Source organism: Photobacterium salinisoli, assembly GCF_003614885.1.
GTDB lineage: Bacteria > Pseudomonadota > Gammaproteobacteria > Enterobacterales > Vibrionaceae > Photobacterium > Photobacterium salinisoli.
The window spans coordinates 46,389-67,152 of sequence record NZ_QZMS01000014.1 but is presented as its reverse complement, the minus strand read 5'-3'; the positions used below and the strand labels follow the sequence as shown (position 1 = coordinate 67,152).

The following is a 20,764-nucleotide window of genomic DNA, read 5'->3' as shown; positions in this document are numbered from 1 at the left end:
GCCGACGTTTGCACGTCAGCCAGTTATTCACAAACCGCGACTGCTCAGACCAAGGCAGGACTTGGAGGGGACTCAACCATGGTTTTCAGGCTACTGAACAGCTCAAACAAGGTATTCACTTCCCCCACATGGGCCTGATCCGGGCTCATCCCCAGCTGCAACCTGACAACCCGGCTTTTACCCTTTGTCAGATCAACCGGCACCAAATCACCGTCCTCCAGCTTATCGGCAATACTGTGCGCGGGTAACCAGCCGAAACCCAGTCCCTGCTCGACCGACGCCATGGCTGCCGTCAGGCTGCTGACCGTCAGTCGCTGGTGGGATCCCAGCCAGCCGCTGTCCACATTCTGATTGCCCGAATCACGGATCACTACCTGGCGGTAACGTTTGAGTTCCGGCTGAAACACCTGGGTTTCAGTGGCCAGCGGGAACGAAGGGGCGCAGACGCAAAGCAGCTCAATTTCTGCTAACGGTTCCAGCACGGTTTCTTTGGGCAGACGGCCGGCAATGGCCAGCGACACACTGCCCGACTCCATCAGTTGCCCGGCCCCGGATAACGAGGTTTCAAATACCCGTATCGACACCGTTGGATAGGCCTGATAAAAGCGCTCAAACACGCGCTGAATAAAATCAAACGGCAGCAATACATCAACAGCCACATTGATTTCTGTCATCAGCTGTCCCTGGTATTTAGAGGCAAGCGCTTCAATCTGGGTGGCATTGTTATGTAAACTTTGGGCCCGCGGCAACAGACTGTGCCCCAGATCCGTCAAGGTAGATTTTCTGCCTTCGACAATAAACAGTGAATGCCCCAGCAAGGACTCCATTTTCTTAATGCTGTGACACACGGCCGACTGGCTTTTATTCAATTTCTGGGCCGCTTTCATCGCGCTGCCCTGCTCGGCAATCGCGATAAAAGCCCGCCACATTTCTAAGGTTACGCGCGCTGACATGATGGTTATCCCTCTAACTACACACTCTCAATATGTTTTTTTATTTGCTGAACACAAGCTGACCATTGACTAAAAGCTAAGTTATACTGCAACTTAATGATTAGCAACACAATGAATAAAAATGAAATTGTGAACTCGATCTATGCAGCCACAGCATCTGATGCGGGCAAGACATGGAAAGAAAAACATTATAAAAGGGAGAAAACATGAGTATTGAGTATAACCTTGACCACCGTGGCTGTGCCCGCATCCAGCTGAGCCGCGAACAGGTCCACAATGCCCTGAACGATCAGGTGATTGCCGATCTGATCGCACTGATTGAGCGGGCCCGGCTGGAAAAGGCAAAAGCCATTGTTTTATCCAGCCGGGGCAAACATTTTTCAGCCGGTGCGGATCTCGCCTGGATGAAGTCGATGGCCGGTAACACGCGGGAAGAGAACCTGGCAGATTCAGCACAGCTCGCAGCACTGATGAGTGCGCTCAATCGCGCCCCGATGCCGGTGCTCACTGTGGTACAGGGCGCAGCCTACGGCGGCGCACTGGGACTGATCGCCTGCAGCGATATTGTGATTGCGTCCGGCAATGCTTCCTTTTGTCTCAGTGAAGTGAAACTGGGCCTGATTCCGGCAGTGATCAGTCCCTATGTGATCAGGGCAATGGGGGAATCGCAGGCCCGTCGTTATTTCCTGACTGCCGAAGTGTTTGATGCTGAGGATGCCCTGCGGCTGGGCCTGATTCACCAGATCAGCGAGGAACCGGGACAGGTGGCTGAGCAATTGCTGGATCAGATCCTGAAGAATTCACCTCAGGCATTGATAGCGGCCAAACAGTTGATTTCCGATGTTTCCGGCCGTCCGATTGATGCTGCACTGATTGCAGATACCGCGCAGCGCATTGCCGAAATTCGCGTTTCAGAGGAAGGACAGGAGGGGCTGGCCGCCTTTTTTGACAAGCGGCCGCCATCCTGGGTCAGTTAAGATTACTGGCTGAGTTTCTTGGCCAGCTGAGCCACATGCTGGCCTTGGAATTGTGCCATTGACAGTTCCTTGGACGAAGGCTGACGTGAGCCGTCCCCGCCTGCGATACAGGCCGCACCCAGCGGAGAACCGCCTTTGACTTCCGACAGGTCAGTCAGCTCAGAGGCCGTGTAAGGCAGACCAACCACCACCATCCCATGGTGAAACAAAGTGGTATGGAATGACTGCAACGTGGTTTCATTGCCACCGCCGGTACCGGTTGAGGTAAACACGCTGCCGACTTTGCCAACCAGCTTCTTCTCAAACCATAACCCGCCGGTTTGATCGAGGAAGTTACGCATCTGGGCCGCCATGTTACCGAAACGGGTCGGCGTACCAAAGATAATGGCATCGTAATTTGCCAGTTCGCCAGGCTCGGCAATCGGGGCCTGCTGATCGAGCTGAATACCGGATTGCTTGGCAATCTCTTCCGGCACCAGTTCAGGGACGCGCTTAATATCGACCTGCACATCACTGACACTCTTGGCCCCTTCTGCCACTGCGTGTGCCATTGTTTCAACATGGCCATAGCTTGAATAATAAAGAACCAGTACTTTTGTCGTCATTGTGTTATCTCACTTAAATGTCATCAGAAATGGGTCATGTTTTCCGGTTATCCGGACTACATCTGGTGTTATTGCAAAAACAGCTGATCAATTTGTTCGTTGGTCAGGGTGTCGGTCACCACGTGCTCGCCGTTGATAATCAGGCTTGGAATACTGCGCAGGTTAAACTCCCGGGCACGTTTGAGATCGGCTTCTACCGCCTGGCGGACTTCATCGCTGTCCAGCGCTTTGGTAAAGGCTGCCGTATCCAGTCCGATATTGCCTGCGGCGGCGATGATGACGTCACGATCGCCAATGTTGTCATTCACTTTCAGGTGCAGGCGCTGAATTTCATCGAAGTAATCCCAGTGGGTGTCGGAATCACCCAGCAACTCGGCCGCTTTGGCGCCCAGTGCCGCCAGATAACCGCTCGGGTAAGAAAATGGCTGAGCGCGCATGCCTTCAATATTAAAGCGGGTTGGATCATCCGCTCTTTGCTGGCAGGCAACCCAGTGGTTGAGAATTTCAGACTTGGCCGCCGCCAGAGAGCCGAAGCGCTGTACCATTTCCTCATCATTACGTTGCAGGACAAAGCAGCGCTGTTTGACTTCGACATCGGCACGTTCAACCAGCTTGCGAAGCCGTGGGCTCAGGACATAACACCAGCCACAGACTGCATCGTGAAAAAATTCAATCGTTACTTTAGACATAGCTTTGTTTCCTTTTGGGTGATTTTGCTAACTGTTCTCTAAAGCCTGGCCAGGCACTGCTTGCTGTTCGTTAAGCTCGACACTGATAGTAGGAGCCCCCGCCTGATAAAAAAATTGAAAAGAGTGGCGCATTGATATCGAATTAATTCAAACAACAACATAAATCACTGATTTTTAACAGTTTAAATTTTCAACCCTGCCAGAAACAAGCGTAAAAAGAATGCAAAAAAAGTCATGAAAGAGCTTGCAGGCCAACCAAAATACCTAATTCGCGGCCAGTCAGACTTGCGAATTTTGCTTTGTCAGCCGCGCTTTGTCGCCGGCAGAAAACACAGGGCAACAGACGAGTGAACGGGGTTAGCTCAGCCAGTCGGGAGGACATCGTGGCAACAGGCTAGATGGGCGGTTAAAACAGTATCGGGCCAGCGCTGCAGGTAACCGCAGCCCAGCCCGGGGAAAGGTAGAAAGAGAGATAGATAGAAAGGAAGACAGAAAGATAAGACACAGCACAAGCCACCACTGGGGAAGCCGCCTCATGACTTGTCAATAAACTGCCAGCGGGCCAGTCGGGTGTCTTTGAGCTGACAGGACTGCAGTGACAGCGCCCGCCAGCGATGCAGTGGAGATGAAGTCTGATCGGATTGCTCTCCCACGGCAAGGCACAGTTCAGAGCCTTTAAGCCGGACTTCCCCATCGCCGCTCCACTGAAATTTCTGCAAAGGTTGCGCCTGTAAGAAATCGGAATGTTCGCCGCAATCTCGCGCCATCAGGGCGGTGCCCGGCAGTGCCTGAGTATGGGGGGCGCAATGGCCGTGAGGCACTTTTTATAGGCCGGCAGAAAAATTTCGCCGCTTTTCAGCAATGACATCGCCTGATCCCTGAACAAACCGTTTTTGCAGTTATGGGCTATCAGAGGCAGATCCAGCCGCTCATAAGGGCTGTAGCCGATCACATCCAGGCAAAAGCCGTCTTTCGGTCTGTCCAGCGGGTCGATCAGCTGGATCACACCAATAGATGGTGAGGCTAGTGGCGCAGCCTGAGCGGTAACCACGCCTGCGCTGAGCGTTGCCGCCAGCGCGCCGGCCAGAATGCCCAAAGAGAGAATCCTTTGCTTCATGCCGCCACCTCTGCTGTTGTGGTCAAAGCCTGACGACGCTTGAACTTGCTGAGCTGGGCCGTCGCTATCAGACTGCGCGCACCCGATGCGTTCACTTTGTAAGCCTCACAGTGGCTGAACAGCAGGTTGCGGCCATTGCGGGTGATACGGGCTTCAAACTCAACCGTTTCGCCGCGCTGTGTCGCTGACATGATATTGGCCGAAAAATTGTTGGTGATGGCGTACTCTCCGTCATCCAGGGTGGCGATGGTCGCCAGCATGCTGGTGACATCCATCATGGAGTAGATCACCCCACCGTGCAGGGTCTGGCTCAGGTTATCTATCTGTTCGGTCACAGTCAGCCGCGTTTTGCAGTACTCAGGAGTCTGTATGACCACCTCAATACCGCAGAACTGCTGGTAGTTGTGATTAATTAACGCCTCAGTCAACAGCTGAGAATAGGCACTCAATGGCGCCGATTGTGCAGAATACGTCATGATTCTTTCCTATTTGGTCAGAGAGTGGATCAGTGATTTACCTATGATGTTCTGTAACACTTCCGTGGTGCCGCCGCCTAAAGAGAGGATTTTGGCGTCGCGAAAAACCCGTTCCGGCAAATACCCTCTTTCACAGCCCCGGGCGCCGAAAATCTGCACTGCCAGGCTGGACACCAAATCCAGAGCGCGGGTGGCGTTGACTTTGGTGATGCAGGCGGCCTCATCCGTCAGTTGCCCTTGGCTGAGCGCAACCACACTTTGCGCGACCAGGGCGCTGGTGGCTGAAATGTGCAATTGCATCTCGGCCAGATGGTGCAATATCGCCTGCTTATTGTGCAGCGGCGCGCCATGCACCTGGCGTTTGTGGGCGAAGATCAGACTGTCATCCAGCAGGCTTCTGGCATCACTGTTTGCCATAACAGCCAGATTAACCCGCTCCCTTTTCAGCATCATCTTCAGCGTGTCGAAGCAGGCCTGACTGCCGGCGATCAGACGGCCTCTGGCCATCTCCAGTCTGACGGTAGACACATCCAGACATTGCCAACCCAAAGTGGGAATTCGCTCTCCGGACACAGTGCCGGGCTCCCGTTCTGCCAGGAATAACCCCATCTCCTGCAGGCCTGTTTCACGCTCGCCGTACTTTGCCAGCACCACAAAATAGTTCGCATGCAAACCGCCACAGATATAGCTTTTCTCTCCCGTAATCAGGTACTCATCCGAATGCGCCGACGGCACCGCCTGAGTGGTGATCGCAGCAATATCTGAGCCGGCCTGAGGCTCGGTAATCGCCAGCGAAATGGTCGCGTCGCCATTGAGTACCTGTTCAATCACGGCATCAAACCGGCCATGGTTATGCTGGTGCAGCGCACTTAAGCTCACCAGGTAAGACGCCAACCCCATGGCCAGGCCCTGGCTGCCGCTGGCGGTCAGGGTTTCCACCAGGGTCACGGCACTGTCGGTATCGCGAAAGAGGCTGTCTGTATCGCTATGGCCTAACCGCAATAGCCCTTCGTTGCCCGCCATACTGTGCAACTCCTGCGGGTACTCACCTGCGGCTTCCCATTGCCCGATATAGGGTTTGATGTAGTGGTCCGCAAAGTGGTTGAGTTCGGTGACAAAAGATTGGTTCATCATCATGTTAAAATGCCGTTGTTCGGGCCAGTTCGTGGAAGCGTCCCATCACTTCGCCAAGACGCTGCTGTTTTTGCACGGTTTCTTTCTGGAAATAAAACAAGTCTGTCAGCTGCTCCATTACCTCGATTAACTGACAGGAACGCTGTGCCACCCGGGTCTGATAGCGCTTGAGGGCCGGCTGGATATCATCAAAACAGCTGCCGTTCAGCGCCTGAGCCAGCATGAAGCAGTTTTCCAGTCCCAGTGTCAGCCCGTAACCCAAGGTCGGTAACATGCCGTGAATACTGTCACCCAGCAGCACACAACGGCCGTTGTACCATTGGTGGCCAGGTGTGATGGCGTTGAGCGGCAAAGTCAGTATGTTGTCTTCCCGCGTGTTCTCGATCATCTCCAGCAGCGGTGCCGGCAGCCCTTCCAGGCGCTGCGCCATTTCGCTTCTGTCCAGAGTGGGCTGATTCAGGTCGTGCTGGTACGCCACGAACCAGTAACGGAAGCGGGTGCTGTTATCGAGCGGGTAAGTCACCAGCCGGGCCTGATCATGGGCGAAAATCTGGCACGCGTTCTCTTCCAGAATGTCGCAGTCAAAGCAGGTCACGCCACGGGAAGCGATCACCCCGGTGTAGTGCGGCTGGCTGTCGCAGACATATTCCCTGACCTTGGATGAGATACCGTCGGTGCCGACAACCAGATCAAAAGAAGCATACTCACCGTGGTTGATTTCAATCTTTGCCTCTTCGCGGGTGTTGATCACCCTGGTACAGGCTGCCCCGTAGCGGATGTCATCCGGGCCCAGCTCCTGTTTCAGCAGATTAAACAGGCGCTGACGTTCAAACATCACAGCCGGTGCCGGAAAATCATGCCCCGGCATCTGAACCAGCTGGCGGTGCACTTCTTTACCGTGGCGATCCAGGGTCACCAGCGAATCTATCGGCTGCCCTTCATTGAGGAAGCTGTTGTCATTGAGAATGAAGCGCAGGATTTGTACTCCTTGCGGCCAGACGTAGATCCCTGTGCCTGAATCTCGCGGTTGCTCACTGCGCTCAAAGACAGTGACCTCATGACCGAACTTTTTCAGCAGCAGCGCGCAGGCCAGTCCGTTCAATCCTGCGCCAACAATACCGATCTTCATTATGCCGCTTCCTTATACACAGACGGTGTCGATGCCAGGTTGAACTTACGCTGCAAGATGCACAGGCTGGTCAGCTCCATCAGCATAGGGTCGAGCAGGGCCAGACGCTGAGGGGACATTTTCGGCATCTCTGCCAGCAGGCGGCGTACTTTCTTGCTGTCGAAGAAAGGCAGTGCATCCAAGCTGGACGAGTTCAGGGTGTCATTAACCAGTTCAAATAACGGTCCCTGCTGCATCAGTGTGGAAGGCGGAGCACGGAAGTAATGTTTTTTACGCTTATACAGTTCTTCAGGCAGGTAAGGCTTCATGGCTTCACGGAACACAAATTTTTCGGTATTACCGCGCACTTTCAGATGCACAGGCAAGGTCGCCGCCAGCTCCATCACCCGGTGGTCCAGCAAAGGCACACGCCCTTCCACACTGTGGGCCATTTCCATCCGGTCACCCAGCGTGGTCAGCACAAAGTTCGGCAGGAAAGACTTGGCCCACAGATACATAGAACGGTGTACCGGGTCGATCCCTGCCAGCTTGCGGTGATCAAGCTGATTGAAGAAGATACGGTAGGGTTCAACATCACCAAATCGGTCGATCTGGCTGTCGGCATAGACGTTCTGCAGCTCTTTGAACCAGCCCGCCTGATTATCCAGCCAAGATACGCCGTGCCCCAGCTGCTGCGTCAGCCACTCAACGTCCGACGGCATACCTTGCTGGGTATAGCCCGCCTGATTTCCTTTCATTTTCTGTAAGATAGCCTGAACATCGGCCGGGTTCTGGCCCTGAGTGTTAAACAGCGCCATGTCGCGCTTGAAGTGCGGGTAACCGCCAAAGACTTCGTCCGCCCCTTCCCCGGTCAGCACCACTTTATTACCGGCATCCTGCACTATGCCGCTGAGGATATATTTCGCTACGCCGTGGGCATTAAAAAACGGAGTTTCGTTGTGCCAGACAGCTTTTTCAAAATTATCGGCCAGATCTTTTTGTGTCACAGGCACAGTATGGAAACGGGCACCGTTCTTTTCCGCCGCCAGGCGGGCAAAACGGTTTTCGTCGTAATCTTCCATTTCACCAAAAGACAGGTTATAGGCATCAAACGGTTTGCCCGCCAGCTGAGTGGCCATCCCCAGGATGGCCGAGGAATCCACGCCCCCGCTCAGGTATACCCCAATCGGTACGTCCGCTCTCAGACGCAGTTTCACTGACTCTTCAATCGCATCGTGTACCTGCTGGATGGCATCGGCATCTGACAGGGTACTGGCATTGAGCGTATCCGCAGTCGGGTAATCAATATCCCAGTAACACTGCTGTGTCACGCCGGAAGGCGTCAGGGTCATCATGTGACCAGCCGGCACCGACTGCACATTCTGGAACAGAGTATTATTCTTGAGATAAAACGCGCGGGTGTTGTAGGACGCCTCATCCCAGACAGCGCGGACACCGGAATCTATAATGGCTTTGATTTCAGAGGCAAAATAATAGCGGCCCTGATCTTCAGCCACAAACAAAGGTTTCACCCCGGCTCTGTCACGCATCGCAATCACCAGGTTCTGGCGCTGGTCAAACAGCACCAGAGAGAACTCACCCCGCAGTTTTTCCAGCCCTTTGGTACCGTAAAGCTGATACAGGTGCAGCGCGATCTCGCTGTCCGACTGGGTCACAAACTTGCAGCCCTGGCGGGTCAGCTCATAGCGGATTTTCTCAAAGTCATAAAATTCACCATTCACCACAATGTGCAGGGCACCATCGGTACTGTGGATAGGCTGAATGCCGTTATCCAGGCCGATAATGCTCAGCCGGGTATGGCCCATGATCATTCGCTGGTCATTGGACTGCCAGACCCGCCCTTCATCGGGACCACGGTGGATGATAGATTTTAGACCCTGCTCAATCTGAGCAGGTTTGATCTGATTAAGAGGATTCGCACTATAAACCGTTACAAAGCCGCACATGTTACTCTTCCTTATTAAACAATTGGTTATATTGGTTTGATATTCAAAGTAGCGGTATCTGGCCTTAAGCCGCTTTGCTCATTGGCTCAAGCACACGTTCATAGACACGCTTGTTGTCGTGAATCGCAGCCAGCCTGAAGTTCGAACCGGACGTCGGGTTATAGCGAATGTTGGCCTGATCGTAGTCGCGCAGTTGATACATATACTGGCAATAGGTGTCATAGCTGAGCGCTGTTCGCGCAGCCAGCTTTTGCTGGTTCTCCAGGGTATTGATAGCGTTGCGGTAATGCTTATTCACTGTGCCAGAGAAGAATTCACCCACAGCACCGGAGCCATAGCTGAAGAAACCGATTGTCTGTCCCGTCAGATCCTGATCAGCGTTATCCAGCAGAGACAACAGGCCGATGTAGAGGCTGGCAGTGTAGGTATTGCCAATTTCACGTCCGTATTGCTGGCTGATGCTGTATGCGGCATCGGTTTTATCCGCCATCTGCTCGGGATACTGCGCGCTGAGGTGCTCAAAGGCTTTTTTGGCCATCTTAGTGAATGGCTGATGGAAGCAGAGCCATTCGAGCTGATCCAGTGGCTTACCGCCGTTGGCCAGATACCCTTGATAACTGCTTGTCATCACATTGAGGTAAGCATCTTTCGATAATTCGCCGTCCACCAGGGCATGTTTGAACTGGTTCGGGCGCCAGAAGTCCATGATGTCGGCACTGTAACAGCCACGTTCCGCATCAATTTCTATGATGTCAGGGTCAGCCGTAATCAGCATGGCCACCGCACCGGCACCTTGTGTACACTCACCCGGAGTGTTTTGCTGGTAGCGGGCAATGTCGCAGGCCACAACCAGTACAGATTCTTCCGGACGGGCGCGCACCATGTCGCAAGCCATCTGCAGACCGGCCGTGCCGCCGTAACAGGCCTGCTTCACTTCAAACGCCCGGCAGTTAGGATGAATGTCAATCAAGCCCATCAGATAAGCCGCACCCGACTTGGACTGGTCAACACCCGTTTCAGTGGCAAAAATGAGCGTCGAAATGGTGTTCACTTCTTCCGGTGTCATGGCATTCAGCACTGCCTGCGCCGCATTGGCAGCAATTGAGATAGTGTCCTCATCCGGTGCCGGCACCGCCATCTTTGACTGACCTATACCATGAAGGTATTTAGCAGGGTCGATCTGATGCGCTTCGGCCAGTTTCTCCAGCGCAAGATAATTCTCTGTAGTGCTAAACTCGATACGATTAATACCAACTTTCATTGCCTTGTTCATTTTTACATTCCTTAATTTAAGTAAATAAAGTGACTAATAAATGTCTTGTTGCTTGTTGGAATTCATAATAGACAAGGCAGGTAAAAATAAAATTGAAAAAAATATAAAGCTATTAACCAAAAAATTAAAAGATAAACAAATCAAGAAACAAAAACACTTAAAACCAATAAGTCACATAAAAATTAGCTACATAAAAAGAACAGAAATCAAATGAAGATGCCGAGAAAAAAGATTAAAAACACCCAATAGAAACTATATTTAAAGAGAATATAAATGACGAAAAATAAATTAACAAACCACTCATCAAAAATGTACCAACAATAAACTAAAAAATGAAATCATTAACAATTAAGACAGGCTTTGTTTATTGATAAACCGAATTAAAACTATACCCCACAGAGATATAGCGGGCTCATTGCAATGTCCCGTACAGCAAACCGCAAGCGATGACGTGCGACCAAAAAGCAAAAGAAAGATGAGCGAGATAAAAAAGATAAGAAAAATAAGAAAGATAAGAAAAAGCAGAGCAGAAACCAGACTCGAGGCCCCCCCATAACAAGGCAGCGCCCTGATACGGCATCAAAAAAAGCCCGAACCAGATGGCCGGGCCTGAAAAACCAGATGAGCCGTAATGGCTACTGGCGGGTGATCACATAGGCATTATTCGCCATGCCAATGCCGACCCGGCAACTTGTAGAAAAATGGTGCCTGCTGCGGGTGTAGTTGGCAGGAATCGGTGAGTTGGCACACACAGTGAAACTGGGTCTGTACTTATCGGCATACACCTGGGTGCTGCCGTTGACTGCGTTACCAGAGCCAAAATTACAGGCCGGATTATAAATGTTGGCGATAATCACAAAACCGTCGTACACCCGGCTGTGGTATCCGGCGCAAGTGTTAAACCGTGAACCGTCCTTTGGCGCGACAGTCAGGATGTAGGCATTGTCACTGTGCTGCCAGCTGCCACAATCAAAATTAACTGTGGTGCCGGTGATGACATAGCCGTCAGGTATGAAGTCGCCCCGGCAGATGGTCATTCTTCTCGACTGCGCCTGGAACATGTCGCTGAGACGCTCATCAGACAGCATCTGATCGCCCGGGATCTGGTGGATCTGAGCATCCATATGATATTGATCAATAAAGCTTTGCTCGGCATCACCAGCAAAGCTGTTCGTGGTAGCAAGAGCACAGCCAGCCATTAACAACGCCAAAGTGTGTTTCAACATAGTGATTCCTCTGAAATACAGTTGAAAACACAGAGTCTTAAACCAAGCGAAAACACAAAGCTACGGCTGAATATTAAATATGCAATATGGTTAATAATAAAATTGTGCTGATAGTCAGCATGGTTACAGTCTGGCGACTTACCTATCACTCATGCCATGTCTGCACTGGCTCGCCTTGCTAGGACAAGGTAGCGGCAGCCAGAAACAAAGAACCCGCCATGCGGCGGGTTCTTGTAGACATCAACAGGTGATGGGCTGATTACATCATGCCGCCCATACCACCCATGCCGCCCATTGCCGCGCTCATGTCAGGCGCGTCAGCTTTAGGCAGTTCAGTGACCATGGCTTCGGTGGTGATCATCAGACCCGCAACAGAAGCGGCGAACTGCAGAGCAGAACGCGTCACTTTAGTTGGATCCAGGATACCCATTTCCAGCATGTCGCCGTACTCGCCAGTGGCCGCGTTGTAACCGTAGTTACCTTCGCCACGCTTCACTTCGTTCGCCACGACAGATTCTTCATCGCCGGCATTACGGGTGATTTGACGGATAGGCGCTTCCATGGCACGCAGTGCAACACGGATACCGACAGTTTGCTCTTCGTTATCGCCAGTCAGATCAGCCAGCTTAGAAGCGGCACGGATCAGGGCAACACCACCACCGGCAACCACGCCTTCTTCAACCGCAGCACGGGTTGCGTGCAGGGCATCTTCAACGCGGTCTTTCTTCTCTTTCATTTCAACTTCAGTCGCTGCACCAACTTTGATCACAGCAACACCGCCAGCCAGTTTAGCTACACGCTCTTGCAGTTTCTCTTTGTCATAGTCAGAAGTTGCGTCTTCGATTTGCTGACGGATCTGAGTCACACGACCCTGAATCGCCACTTCTTCACCGTGGCCATCAATGATGGTGGTATTTTCTTTGGTGATAGAGATACGCTTGGCCTGACCCAGATCTTCCAGCGTCACTTTATCCAGTTCCATGCCGATTTCTTCAGAAATCACAGTACCGGCAGTCAGTACAGCGATGTCCTGCAGCATAGCTTTACGGCGATCACCGAAGCCTGGCGCTTTAACCGCCGCCACTTTCACAATGCCACGCATGTTGTTCACTACCAGGGTAGCCAGTGCTTCACCTTCCACATCTTCTGCAATGATCAGCAGAGGACGAGAGGCTTTCGCTACCGCTTCCAGTGTTGGCAGCAGTTCACGGATGTTAGAGATTTTCTTGTCTACCAGCAGGATGAACGGACTTTCCAGCTCAACACTGCCCGCTTCCTGGTTGTTGATGAAGTAAGGAGACAGGTAGCCACGATCGAACTGCATACCTTCAACCACGTCCAGCTCGTCATGCAGAGCCTGACCTTCTTCAACCGTGATCACGCCGTCACGGCCTACTTTTTCCATCGCTTCAGCAATGATGTTACCCACGGTAGAGTCAGAGTTGGCAGAGATAGTACCAACCTGCGCAATCGCTTTGCTGTCCGCACAAGGAGAAGACAGCGCTTTCAGTTCTTCAACTGCAGCGATCACGGCTTTATCGATACCGCGCTTCAGATCCATCGGGTTCATGCCCGCTGCGACCGCTTTCAAACCTTCGGTGATGATAGCCTGAGCCAGAACCGTTGCCGTTGTGGTACCGTCGCCCGCTGCGTCATTCGCCTGAGACGCCACTTCTTTGACCATTTGCGCACCCATGTTCTGGAATTTGTCTTCCAGTTCAATTTCACGGGCAACAGAAACGCCATCTTTAGTGATAACCGGCGCACCGAATGATTTATCCAGCACAACGTTACGGCCTTTAGGGCCCAGGGTGACTTTTACAGCATCGGCCAGAACGTTGACACCTTCCAGCATTTTTACGCGAGCATCGTTACCGAATTTTACGTCTTTAGCAGCCATGTTTATCTTCCTTTCTTAATTCTTAATTCAAAGTGAATGGATTATTCAACGATTGCCAAGATGTCATTTTCAGACATGATGAGAACTTCTTTACCGTCGATCTTCTCGGACTTGGTGGCATAACCTTCTGCGAAGATCACGCTGTCACCAACCTTAACGTCCAATGGCTGCACAGAACCATTCTCCAGAATGCGGCCCTTACCCACAGCCAGTACGATACCGCGGGTAGACTTTTCTGCAGCAGAACCAGTCAGAACGATGCCACCAGCAGATTTTGATTCAACTTCCTGGCGCTCAACGATCACTCGGTCATGTAAAGGACGAATATTCATCGGGTCGTCTCTCCTGATTTTGGTAATATCTATGGGTTGTTAGAAAGCGGGACGGTGTTTTGTTCCATACCGCGAAAACTGTTACTTAGACATGTTGGGTCGTTTTTCTGGAACCCAAGTCCTGACGATAATTTTTTTTACTTTTTGTGCCAGATTTTTTGCCCGATCACATTCTTTGCATTAGGGTGTGCTGGCAAAGACAGACCAGAGAGCCTTATGACCCAAACTGTACGCCCTGATAAACACGGTTTACTGTCCGATCCTATCCCGGAAGTCCTGCGCCGTCTGACCATTCCTATGGTGTTTGGCATGGTCGCTATTCTGATGTTTAATCTGGTCGATACTTTCTTCATTTCGCTGCTGGGCACCCAGGCGCTGGCGGCGGTCAGTTTCACCTTCCCGGTCACTTTTGCCCTCAACTCCATCACCATGGGGGTGGGCGTCGGTTTGTCAGCCTGCGTTGGCCGTCTGCTGGGCAGCGGCAGCAGCCAGGCTGCGGCCAGAGTCTCCAGTCATGGCTTATTACTGGCACTGCTGTTGGTGATCGTCGCTGTCATCGCCGGGCTGCTGACCATCAATCCGCTGTTCCGCCTGCTGGGCGCCGAAGACAGTCTGCTGCCGATTATTCATGACTATATGGAAATCTGGTATCTGGCGATTCCGCTGCTGGTCATTCCCATGGCCGGTAACAGTGCCATCCGGGCCACAGGCGATGCCAGATCACCGGCCAAAATCATGATGCTGGCCGGGGTGATCAACGGCGTGCTCGATCCCCTGCTGATTTTTGGCTATGGCCCGTTTCCCGAACTGGGCGTACGCGGCGCGGCTATTTCAAGCGGCGTCAGCTGGGCGGTGGCGTTAATCTGGTCGTTACGGATATTGATTGTGCGCGAAAAGCTGCTGGCGGTACCGGATCTCAGGCTTATCTTTGCCGACTGGCGACAAATACTGCACATAGGGACTCCGGCCGGGCTGTCCAACGCGCTGGCACCTTTATCCAACGCGCTGGTCATGACACTGCTTGCCGCCCAGGGCACCGCATCGGTCGCCGCCTATGGCGCGGCGATGCGGGTTGAATCTCTGCTGATGCTGGTGATGTTTGCCCTGAGTTCAGCCCTGATGCCTTTCATGGCGCAGAATTTTGGCGCCGAGCAGCCAAGACGGGCCTTTGATGCACTGTTTACAGCGATGAAGTTTGCGTTGGGCTTCCAATTGCTGGTCTTTGTGATGATGGTGCCGCTAAGCTGGCCGATCTCCGCCATGTTCAGCCAGGATCAAGCGGTACAGAACCAGTTGTGGCATTATCTGATACTGGTGCCGGCCAGCTATGGCTTACTGGCTGTTTGTATGCAATTAATCAATACGCTCAATGCACTGCACCTGTCATTTCAGGCTTTATTATGGAATCTTATCCGCCTGTTTGGTTTGCTGCTGCCAGCCGCCTGGCTTGGCGGGCAAATGAACGGCACCGAAGGATTGTTTACCGGTATTGCCGTGGCCAATGTGCTGTGCGGCCTGGCGGCCTTAGTTTATACGCGCAGGCTGCACCGCCAGCATGTCAGTGCCAGGCAAGAAGATGAAACAGGATCGCCTTCACGGTTGCGATAGCTGACATAACAAATCGCAGTGATCATTCACCCCCTGAAGGCTGAGAGTCAGTGCAACCTGTTCTGATCATCCTCATCAGATTTGTCTTTTTTCTCTTTCTTATCTTTGCGTTCATACTCGCCGTCAAACACATCACCGTTTTGATCACGATCGAACGGTTCTCGGCCAGAAAACGGGCCTTGCGGGCCAAAACCACCACCAAAACCGCTCTGATGCATGCTCTGCACTTTCACTTTCGTCATCAAAAACTTCGCCAGCGCGGCACGCGGTCCGGGCAGTAAAACCACCAGCCCCATAGCGTCTGTCATAAAACCCGGTGTCAGCAACAGCACACCGGCGACCGCCAGCATCACACCTTCCACAATTTGCTGAGCGGGCAATTCTCCTTTATTCAGCCGATCCTGCACCGACATCAGGGTCGCAATGCCCTGACTGCGAACCAGTGAGGCGCCGACCACGGCCGTCAGCAGAACAAGAAACAGTGTCGGCCACAGGCCAAGCACGCCGCCGACCTGCACAAACAGGGCGATCTCTATGATGGGAACCAGGATAAATAAAAACAAAAGTACCGGAAACACAAACACCCCTTATTCAGACTAGCGACTATTCAGGAAACTACCGTCCGCAGCTGAGCTGCAGCGTATAGCGTAAAGATGCCGCCTATGATGGCGAGATTGCCCTGATTTTCAACCATAGCAGCAGACGCTTTTAGCTGGATCACCTTTCTGCCTCCATTTATTGCCGCTGCCTCGGCTGAAGCACTCCAACCAACAGCGGTTAATGCGCTTAGCCAAGCCAGGGGGAGCTATAATTGCCTGAGAACACAGACAATGAAACTCAGCCTGATTTCTCGGGTCTGACACATTGCCCCCATATGGGGTATATTGGCGACATGAAGGCACCATCTTCAAACCAGAGACCCGAGACTGAACGAGCCCGAATCCGATGACTATACTGCGACACTTGCCCATTACGCGTTTATTTGTCTTCAGCCTGCTGATACTCAGCCTGCCGCTGCGGGCCGAATTTTCTCTGCCCGGGCTGACAGACTCATCAAGTCAGAACAGTTTTGTCCCTGTTGATCAGGCGTTTGCCTTTAACTTTTCGCAAAGCGACGATCAACTGGTGCTCGACTGGCAGGTCAAACCGGGATACTACCTGTATCAGCATCAGTTCTCCGTGGTGGCAAACGGGGCCAGCATCGGCGATATCCGATTGCCGGCAGGCACACCCTACAAGGATGAATTTTTCGGCGAGGTACAGATTTACCCTGAGTCTCTGGCGCTCACTGTTCCCATTGCCCAGGCCAACGACAAGGCAACCCTGACTGTTCGCTATCAGGGCTGTGCCAAGGCCGGTTTCTGCTATCCGCCCGAAACCCGTGAAGTGCCGCTGTTTGCCGTGATCTCTGACTCTGGTGCAACTTTATCGGGCCAAGAACCGATAAAGGCCAACCTGATAGTAAGTACTGACAATCAGTCAGCAACAACGGCAACAGCATCCGCCGGTTCAGCCGGACTCGCGCTCGGCAGCAGTGCGCCACTGAGCCAGCAGGATCAGCTGGCCAGCGACCTGGCACAGCAATGGTGGACACCGTTGCTGTTTCTGGCTCTGGGGATAGGACTGGCGTTTACTCCCTGCGTCCTGCCTATGTACCCGATCCTGACCGGTATCGTGCTGGGCCGCGGCCAGCTCAGCAGCGGGCGCACATTCACCCTGGCTTTCACTTATGTGCAGGGCATGGCACTGACTTACACCCTGCTGGGGTTAGTGGTCGCTTCGGCGGGCATGCAGTTTCAGGCTGCCCTGCAGCACCCGTATGTCCTGATTGGCCTGAGCGTGCTCTTTGTGCTGCTCGCCCTGTCCATGTTCGGCCTCTATTCTCTGCAACTTCCTTCCGGGGTACAGACCTGGCTGAACCAGCTCAGCAACCAGCAAAAAGGCGGCCAGCTCGGCGGTGTATTTGCCATGGGCGCCATATCCGGGCTGGTTTGCTCTCCGTGCACCACGGCGCCCTTATCCGGCGCCTTGATTTACGTTGCGCAGAGCGGTGATCTGCTGACCGGTGCCATCGCTCTGTACGCGCTGGCGATAGGGATGGGCATCCCGCTGGTTCTGGTCGCCATGTTCGGCAACCGCCTGCTGCCAAAAGCGGGCGCCTGGATGGAAAGCGTGAAAATTTTCTTCGGCCTGGTGCTGCTGGCTGTGCCGCTGTTCCTGCTGGAACGTATTCTGCCCGCGCAACTGATGCCGTATTTATGGTCCGCCTTCGGGCTGGGCGCCTTCGGCTGGCTGTACCATGTGAAACAGGGCATGGCCCATTCCTGGCGCAGCAGTCTGGTCGGCGTCATTGCCATCATCGGCCTGCTCGGCTCTCTGCTGCCTGTCTATCAGGGGCTGACAGGCACTCAGCCACAGGCCGGGCCGCAGAGCACGCCGCAGATCAGCTTCCAGCGTGTGGCCAGTATGGATGAACTGACGACGGCGCTGGCCCAGGCTAAAGCCGAAGGTAAGCCTGTGATGCTGGATTTTTACGCCGACTGGTGTGTCGCCTGTAAAGAGTTCGATAAGTACACGTTCCATGACGCCAGCGTGGCACCAGAATTACAGCGTTTCGTCCTGTTGCAGGCAGATGTCACCGACACCAATCCGGACGACATCAAATTGCTGCAAAAGATGAATGTACTGGGTCTGCCGACCCTGGATTTCTGGCATGCCGACGGCGAACAGGCCACGAAAGCCCGTCTGACCGGTTTCGTTGAAGCAGAGCCCTTTCTCGATCACCTGAAAGCCAACCAGCTTATCGGCCAGTAAGCCGGGGGATATTCCCTGGCAGCATAAAACACCCCAAGATACACTCGGGAACGGATCCAGTTCGTATCTTGGGGGCGAACAAATTGATCTGGCATTTCAGCAATGCTAGCGTTAGGAAAAACAAGAAGCTTAATGTCATGGACGCTCAGTACACTATAGTCATTGCCGATGACCACCCACTGTTTCGAAACGCCCTGTTTCAGTCAGTGCACATGGCGGTCAGCAAGGCCAATCTGCTGGAAGCAGATTCTCTCGATACCCTGTTACAGCTGCTTGATAAAGAGCCGGATGTTGATCTCTTGCTGCTGGATTTAAAAATGCCGGGCGCCAATGGTATGTCCGGTCTGATCCAGCTTCGCGCTCAGCACCCTGAACTGCCTGTGGTAGTGGTCTCTGCCAATGAGGAAGCTTCCGTCATCCGTCAGGTCCGTCATCACGGTGCCTTCGGCTTTATTCCCAAATCCAGCGATATGCGAGAGCTGATCAGCGCCCTGAATCAGGTGCTCGACGGCGAACCCTATTTCCCGCCGGGGATCGGTGATGATGAAGACGACCCCGAGCTGGATGCGCTGGCGGCCCGTATCGCCACATTGACGCCGCAGCAGTACAAAGTGCTGTGCATGTTGTCCGATGGCCTGCTCAATAAGCAGATAGCCTACGAGCTCAACGTCTCAGAAGCCACCATCAAGGCACACATGACGGCCATTTTCCGCAAGCTCGGGGTAAAAAACCGCACCCAGGCGGTGATTCTGCTCAATGAACTCAGCGATGAGTAAGTAGGTACTCACTCATCGCCCGTTTCCTGATCGTCTTCTGGCAGGCGTAAACCCACCTTAGTCACCTGCCAGTTGGCGATATCCGCCACCACCCAGTACAGACCATTCCATTCAAAGTTATCACCGAGTACCTGATTGGTGCCCAGATGCTCAGTAACCAGATCCTTCAGCGTCATGGCCGGATTAACTTCACCCAATTCCAGACCATAAGCAATCGCCACGTCAGCCAGCCTGGCGTCGGCATCGAGAAAGAAGTCACCAAAGAAACGCGCCAGCTCGGCTTTCTCGGGGGCTTCGCTGAACAACTGGCTCAGGGCTTCCAGATCTTTTTCCTGCGCCAGCACGCACAGGGTATCTCCCTCTTCCAGCCGGGTACTGCCCGAGGGGTGCAGCAATTGCTGCTGGCGGAACACTGCTGCAATCCGGGTACCCAGCGGCAGTGACAAGTTACGCAATGGCTCGCCGATACACCACTTATCCGCTTTCATGTTATAGACAAACAGCTCCCACTCGCTGGTTGGAAACACTTCCACCCCGGTGCGGGACACAGGTTCTGGACGAGGCGGCAGCTCGACTTTAGCCAGCGACATGGCTTTGGTCAGGCTGCCCCCCTGCAGGATCAGCGATACCATGACCACGAAAAAAGCCAGATTAAAATACAACTGGGCATTGGGCAGTCCGGCCATCATAGGAAAGACCGCCAGAATAATAGGCACAGCGCCACGCAGGCCGACCCAGGAAATGAACCATTTCTCCCGCGCCGTGAAGCTGCGAAACGGCAGCAGGCTGATCCAGACCGATATCGGACGGGCGAAGACAATCATCCCGAACGCCAAGGCCAGTCCGGGTAACGCAATAGCAATCAGATTCGACGGCGTGACCAGCAGGCCTAACACCAGGAACATACAGATCTGGCTGAGCCAGGTCATGCCGTCCAGCACGTTGAGAATAGAATGACGGCAGCGCGTCGGGCGATTACCCAGCAGCAACCCCACCAGATAAATGGATAAAATACCGCTGCCGCCGAGGGCATTTGAAATGGCAAAGATCATCAATCCGCCGCTGACCGCCAGGATCGAATACAAACCTTCCGGCAGCTGATTACGATTAATCAGGCGCCACAACAGCCAGCCGCCCGCCAACCCGGCGATAGCGCCGATGCCAAACTGCTTGACGAAACTCAGGGCCAGAAAACCGGCGCTGAACTCAGTCCCCTGGCTGCTGAGTACTGCAATCAGAGTGACGGTCAGAAACACCGCCATAGGATCATTGGTACCCGACTCAATCTCCAGGGTCGAACCTACCCGCTCATTCAGGCTGCGTCCTTTAAGCAGGGAGAATACCGCGGCGGCATCGGTCGAGCCGACAATCGCCCCAATCAGAATGCCCTGCAAGGGTTCAAGATCAAACAGCCAGATCGCCATCAGCCCGGTCAGCACTGTGGTAATCGCCACCCCGACAGTAGCCAGCGCCACGGAAGGCCATAAGGCGACCCGAAAACTGGCCACCCGGGTCCGCATGCCACCATCAAGCAAAATAATGGCCAGTGCCAGGTTACTGACCAGATAAGCCACGGAATAATCATCAAACAAGATACCGCCCGGGCCGTCTTCACCGGCCATCATGCCGACGATCAGAAACACCAGCAGAATCGGAATCCCTAACTTGGATGATACCGGGCTCAGGAGAACACTTAACGCAATCAGCAAAGCACCAACCAGAAAAAAACCGTTTATGGTAATCGCGTCCACTCATCCTCCAAAAATTATTATTGATTCAGCAACCGGCTGAGAAAGCAGGCTGCTCCTG

At 53.3% G+C, this 20,764-nt stretch carries 19 protein-coding genes; 4 read left to right on the top strand and 15 right to left on the bottom strand.

Translation table 11 applies throughout. The features are described 5' to 3' along the window. Positions 1 to 44: 44 nt before the first annotated feature. Positions 45 to 953 (bottom strand): LysR family transcriptional regulator, encoded by a 909-nt coding sequence (locus D6M16_RS19355; protein ID WP_240435662.1) that lies wholly within the window; start codon positions 951 to 953, stop codon positions 45 to 47. Between the two features lie 206 nt (positions 954 to 1,159). Here D6M16_RS19355 and D6M16_RS19350 point away from each other — a divergent pair, with 206 nt between their 5' ends. Then, the gene (locus tag D6M16_RS19350) at positions 1,160 to 1,930 is read left to right on the top strand and encodes an enoyl-CoA hydratase-related protein (RefSeq protein ID WP_120513559.1); all 771 of its coding nucleotides are present in this window, start codon (positions 1,160 to 1,162) and stop codon (positions 1,928 to 1,930) included. A gap of 2 nt (positions 1,931 to 1,932) precedes the next feature. On the opposite strand, the gene wrbA is transcribed toward D6M16_RS19350, so the two are convergent. The 12 genes from wrbA to D6M16_RS19290 all read right to left on the bottom strand — a co-directional run bounded on the left by wrbA (position 1,933) and on the right by D6M16_RS19290 (position 13,757). Further along, positions 1,933 to 2,535 (bottom strand): NAD(P)H:quinone oxidoreductase, encoded by a 603-nt coding sequence (gene wrbA / locus D6M16_RS19345; RefSeq protein ID WP_120513558.1) that lies wholly within the window; start codon positions 2,533 to 2,535, stop codon positions 1,933 to 1,935. Positions 2,536 to 2,603: 68 nt separating this feature from the next. Then, positions 2,604 to 3,224: a DsbA family oxidoreductase gene (locus D6M16_RS19340; protein WP_120513557.1), complete on the bottom strand. Its 621-nt coding sequence runs from the start codon at positions 3,222 to 3,224 to the stop codon at positions 2,604 to 2,606. Positions 3,225 to 3,757: 533 nt separating this feature from the next. Further along, entirely contained in the window at positions 3,758 to 3,991 is a 234-nt protein-coding gene (locus D6M16_RS19335) for a hypothetical protein (protein WP_120513556.1), read from the bottom strand. After that, positions 3,991 to 4,341 carry a hypothetical protein gene (locus D6M16_RS19330; RefSeq protein ID WP_162941112.1) on the bottom strand — a complete coding sequence of 117 codons (351 nt, stop codon included), beginning with the start codon at positions 4,339 to 4,341 and terminating at the stop codon, positions 3,991 to 3,993. Before D6M16_RS19330 ends, D6M16_RS19335 begins: the two co-directional genes overlap by 1 nt. Continuing rightward, positions 4,338 to 4,817 carry a PaaI family thioesterase gene (locus D6M16_RS19325; protein ID WP_120513554.1) on the bottom strand — a complete coding sequence of 160 codons (480 nt, stop codon included), beginning with the start codon at positions 4,815 to 4,817 and terminating at the stop codon, positions 4,338 to 4,340. The genes D6M16_RS19330 and D6M16_RS19325 overlap by 4 nt, the downstream gene beginning before the upstream one ends. A 9-nt stretch (positions 4,818 to 4,826) precedes the next feature. Further along, the gene (locus D6M16_RS19320; protein WP_120513553.1) at positions 4,827 to 5,954 is read right to left on the bottom strand and encodes an acyl-CoA dehydrogenase family protein; all 1,128 of its coding nucleotides are present in this window, start codon (positions 5,952 to 5,954) and stop codon (positions 4,827 to 4,829) included. Between the two features lies 1 nt (position 5,955). Continuing rightward, positions 5,956 to 7,080 (bottom strand): FAD-dependent oxidoreductase, encoded by a 1,125-nt coding sequence (locus D6M16_RS19315; protein ID WP_120513552.1) that lies wholly within the window; start codon positions 7,078 to 7,080, stop codon positions 5,956 to 5,958. Beyond that, the gene (gene asnB, locus D6M16_RS19310; RefSeq protein WP_120513551.1) at positions 7,080 to 9,026 is read right to left on the bottom strand and encodes an asparagine synthase (glutamine-hydrolyzing); all 1,947 of its coding nucleotides are present in this window, start codon (positions 9,024 to 9,026) and stop codon (positions 7,080 to 7,082) included. Before asnB ends, D6M16_RS19315 begins: the two co-directional genes overlap by 1 nt. A 64-nt stretch (positions 9,027 to 9,090) precedes the next feature. Next, complete coding sequence (locus tag D6M16_RS19305) at positions 9,091 to 10,299, bottom strand: hydroxymethylglutaryl-CoA synthase (protein ID WP_120513550.1); 1,209 nt, start codon at positions 10,297 to 10,299, stop codon at positions 9,091 to 9,093. A gap of 635 nt (positions 10,300 to 10,934) precedes the next feature. Beyond that, positions 10,935 to 11,525, bottom strand: a complete 591-nt coding sequence (locus D6M16_RS19300) for a hypothetical protein (RefSeq protein WP_120513549.1) — start codon at positions 11,523 to 11,525, stop codon at positions 10,935 to 10,937. 259 nt (positions 11,526 to 11,784) lie between these two features. After that, positions 11,785 to 13,425, bottom strand: coding sequence for a chaperonin GroEL (groL, locus tag D6M16_RS19295; RefSeq protein WP_046222171.1), 1,641 nt, complete (start codon positions 13,423 to 13,425; stop codon positions 11,785 to 11,787). Positions 13,426 to 13,466: 41 nt separating this feature from the next. Next, positions 13,467 to 13,757, bottom strand: coding sequence for a co-chaperone GroES (locus D6M16_RS19290; RefSeq protein WP_046222170.1), 291 nt, complete (start codon positions 13,755 to 13,757; stop codon positions 13,467 to 13,469). Positions 13,758 to 13,973: 216 nt separating this feature from the next. On the opposite strand from D6M16_RS19290, the gene D6M16_RS19285 reads away from it, so the two are divergent. Continuing rightward, complete coding sequence (locus D6M16_RS19285; RefSeq protein ID WP_120513548.1) at positions 13,974 to 15,365, top strand: MATE family efflux transporter; 1,392 nt, start codon at positions 13,974 to 13,976, stop codon at positions 15,363 to 15,365. Positions 15,366 to 15,412: 47 nt separating this feature from the next. On the opposite strand, the gene D6M16_RS19280 is transcribed toward D6M16_RS19285, so the two are convergent. Continuing rightward, complete coding sequence (locus tag D6M16_RS19280) at positions 15,413 to 15,943, bottom strand: FxsA family protein (protein WP_120513610.1); 531 nt, start codon at positions 15,941 to 15,943, stop codon at positions 15,413 to 15,415. A gap of 367 nt (positions 15,944 to 16,310) precedes the next feature. On the opposite strand from D6M16_RS19280, the gene D6M16_RS19275 reads away from it, so the two are divergent. Together D6M16_RS19275 and D6M16_RS19270 are read left to right on the top strand one after the other, a co-directional pair. Next, complete coding sequence (locus tag D6M16_RS19275; RefSeq protein WP_120513547.1) at positions 16,311 to 18,179, top strand: protein-disulfide reductase DsbD; 1,869 nt, start codon at positions 16,311 to 16,313, stop codon at positions 18,177 to 18,179. 137 nt (positions 18,180 to 18,316) lie between these two features. Further along, a complete protein-coding gene (locus D6M16_RS19270) occupies positions 18,317 to 18,955 on the top strand; it encodes a response regulator transcription factor (RefSeq protein ID WP_120513546.1) in 639 nt (212 codons plus the stop codon). Positions 18,956 to 18,963: 8 nt separating this feature from the next. On the opposite strand, the gene D6M16_RS19265 is transcribed toward D6M16_RS19270, so the two are convergent. Beyond that, a complete protein-coding gene (locus D6M16_RS19265) occupies positions 18,964 to 20,706 on the bottom strand; it encodes a potassium/proton antiporter (protein WP_120513545.1) in 1,743 nt (580 codons plus the stop codon). Positions 20,707 to 20,764: the final 58 nt, after the last annotated feature.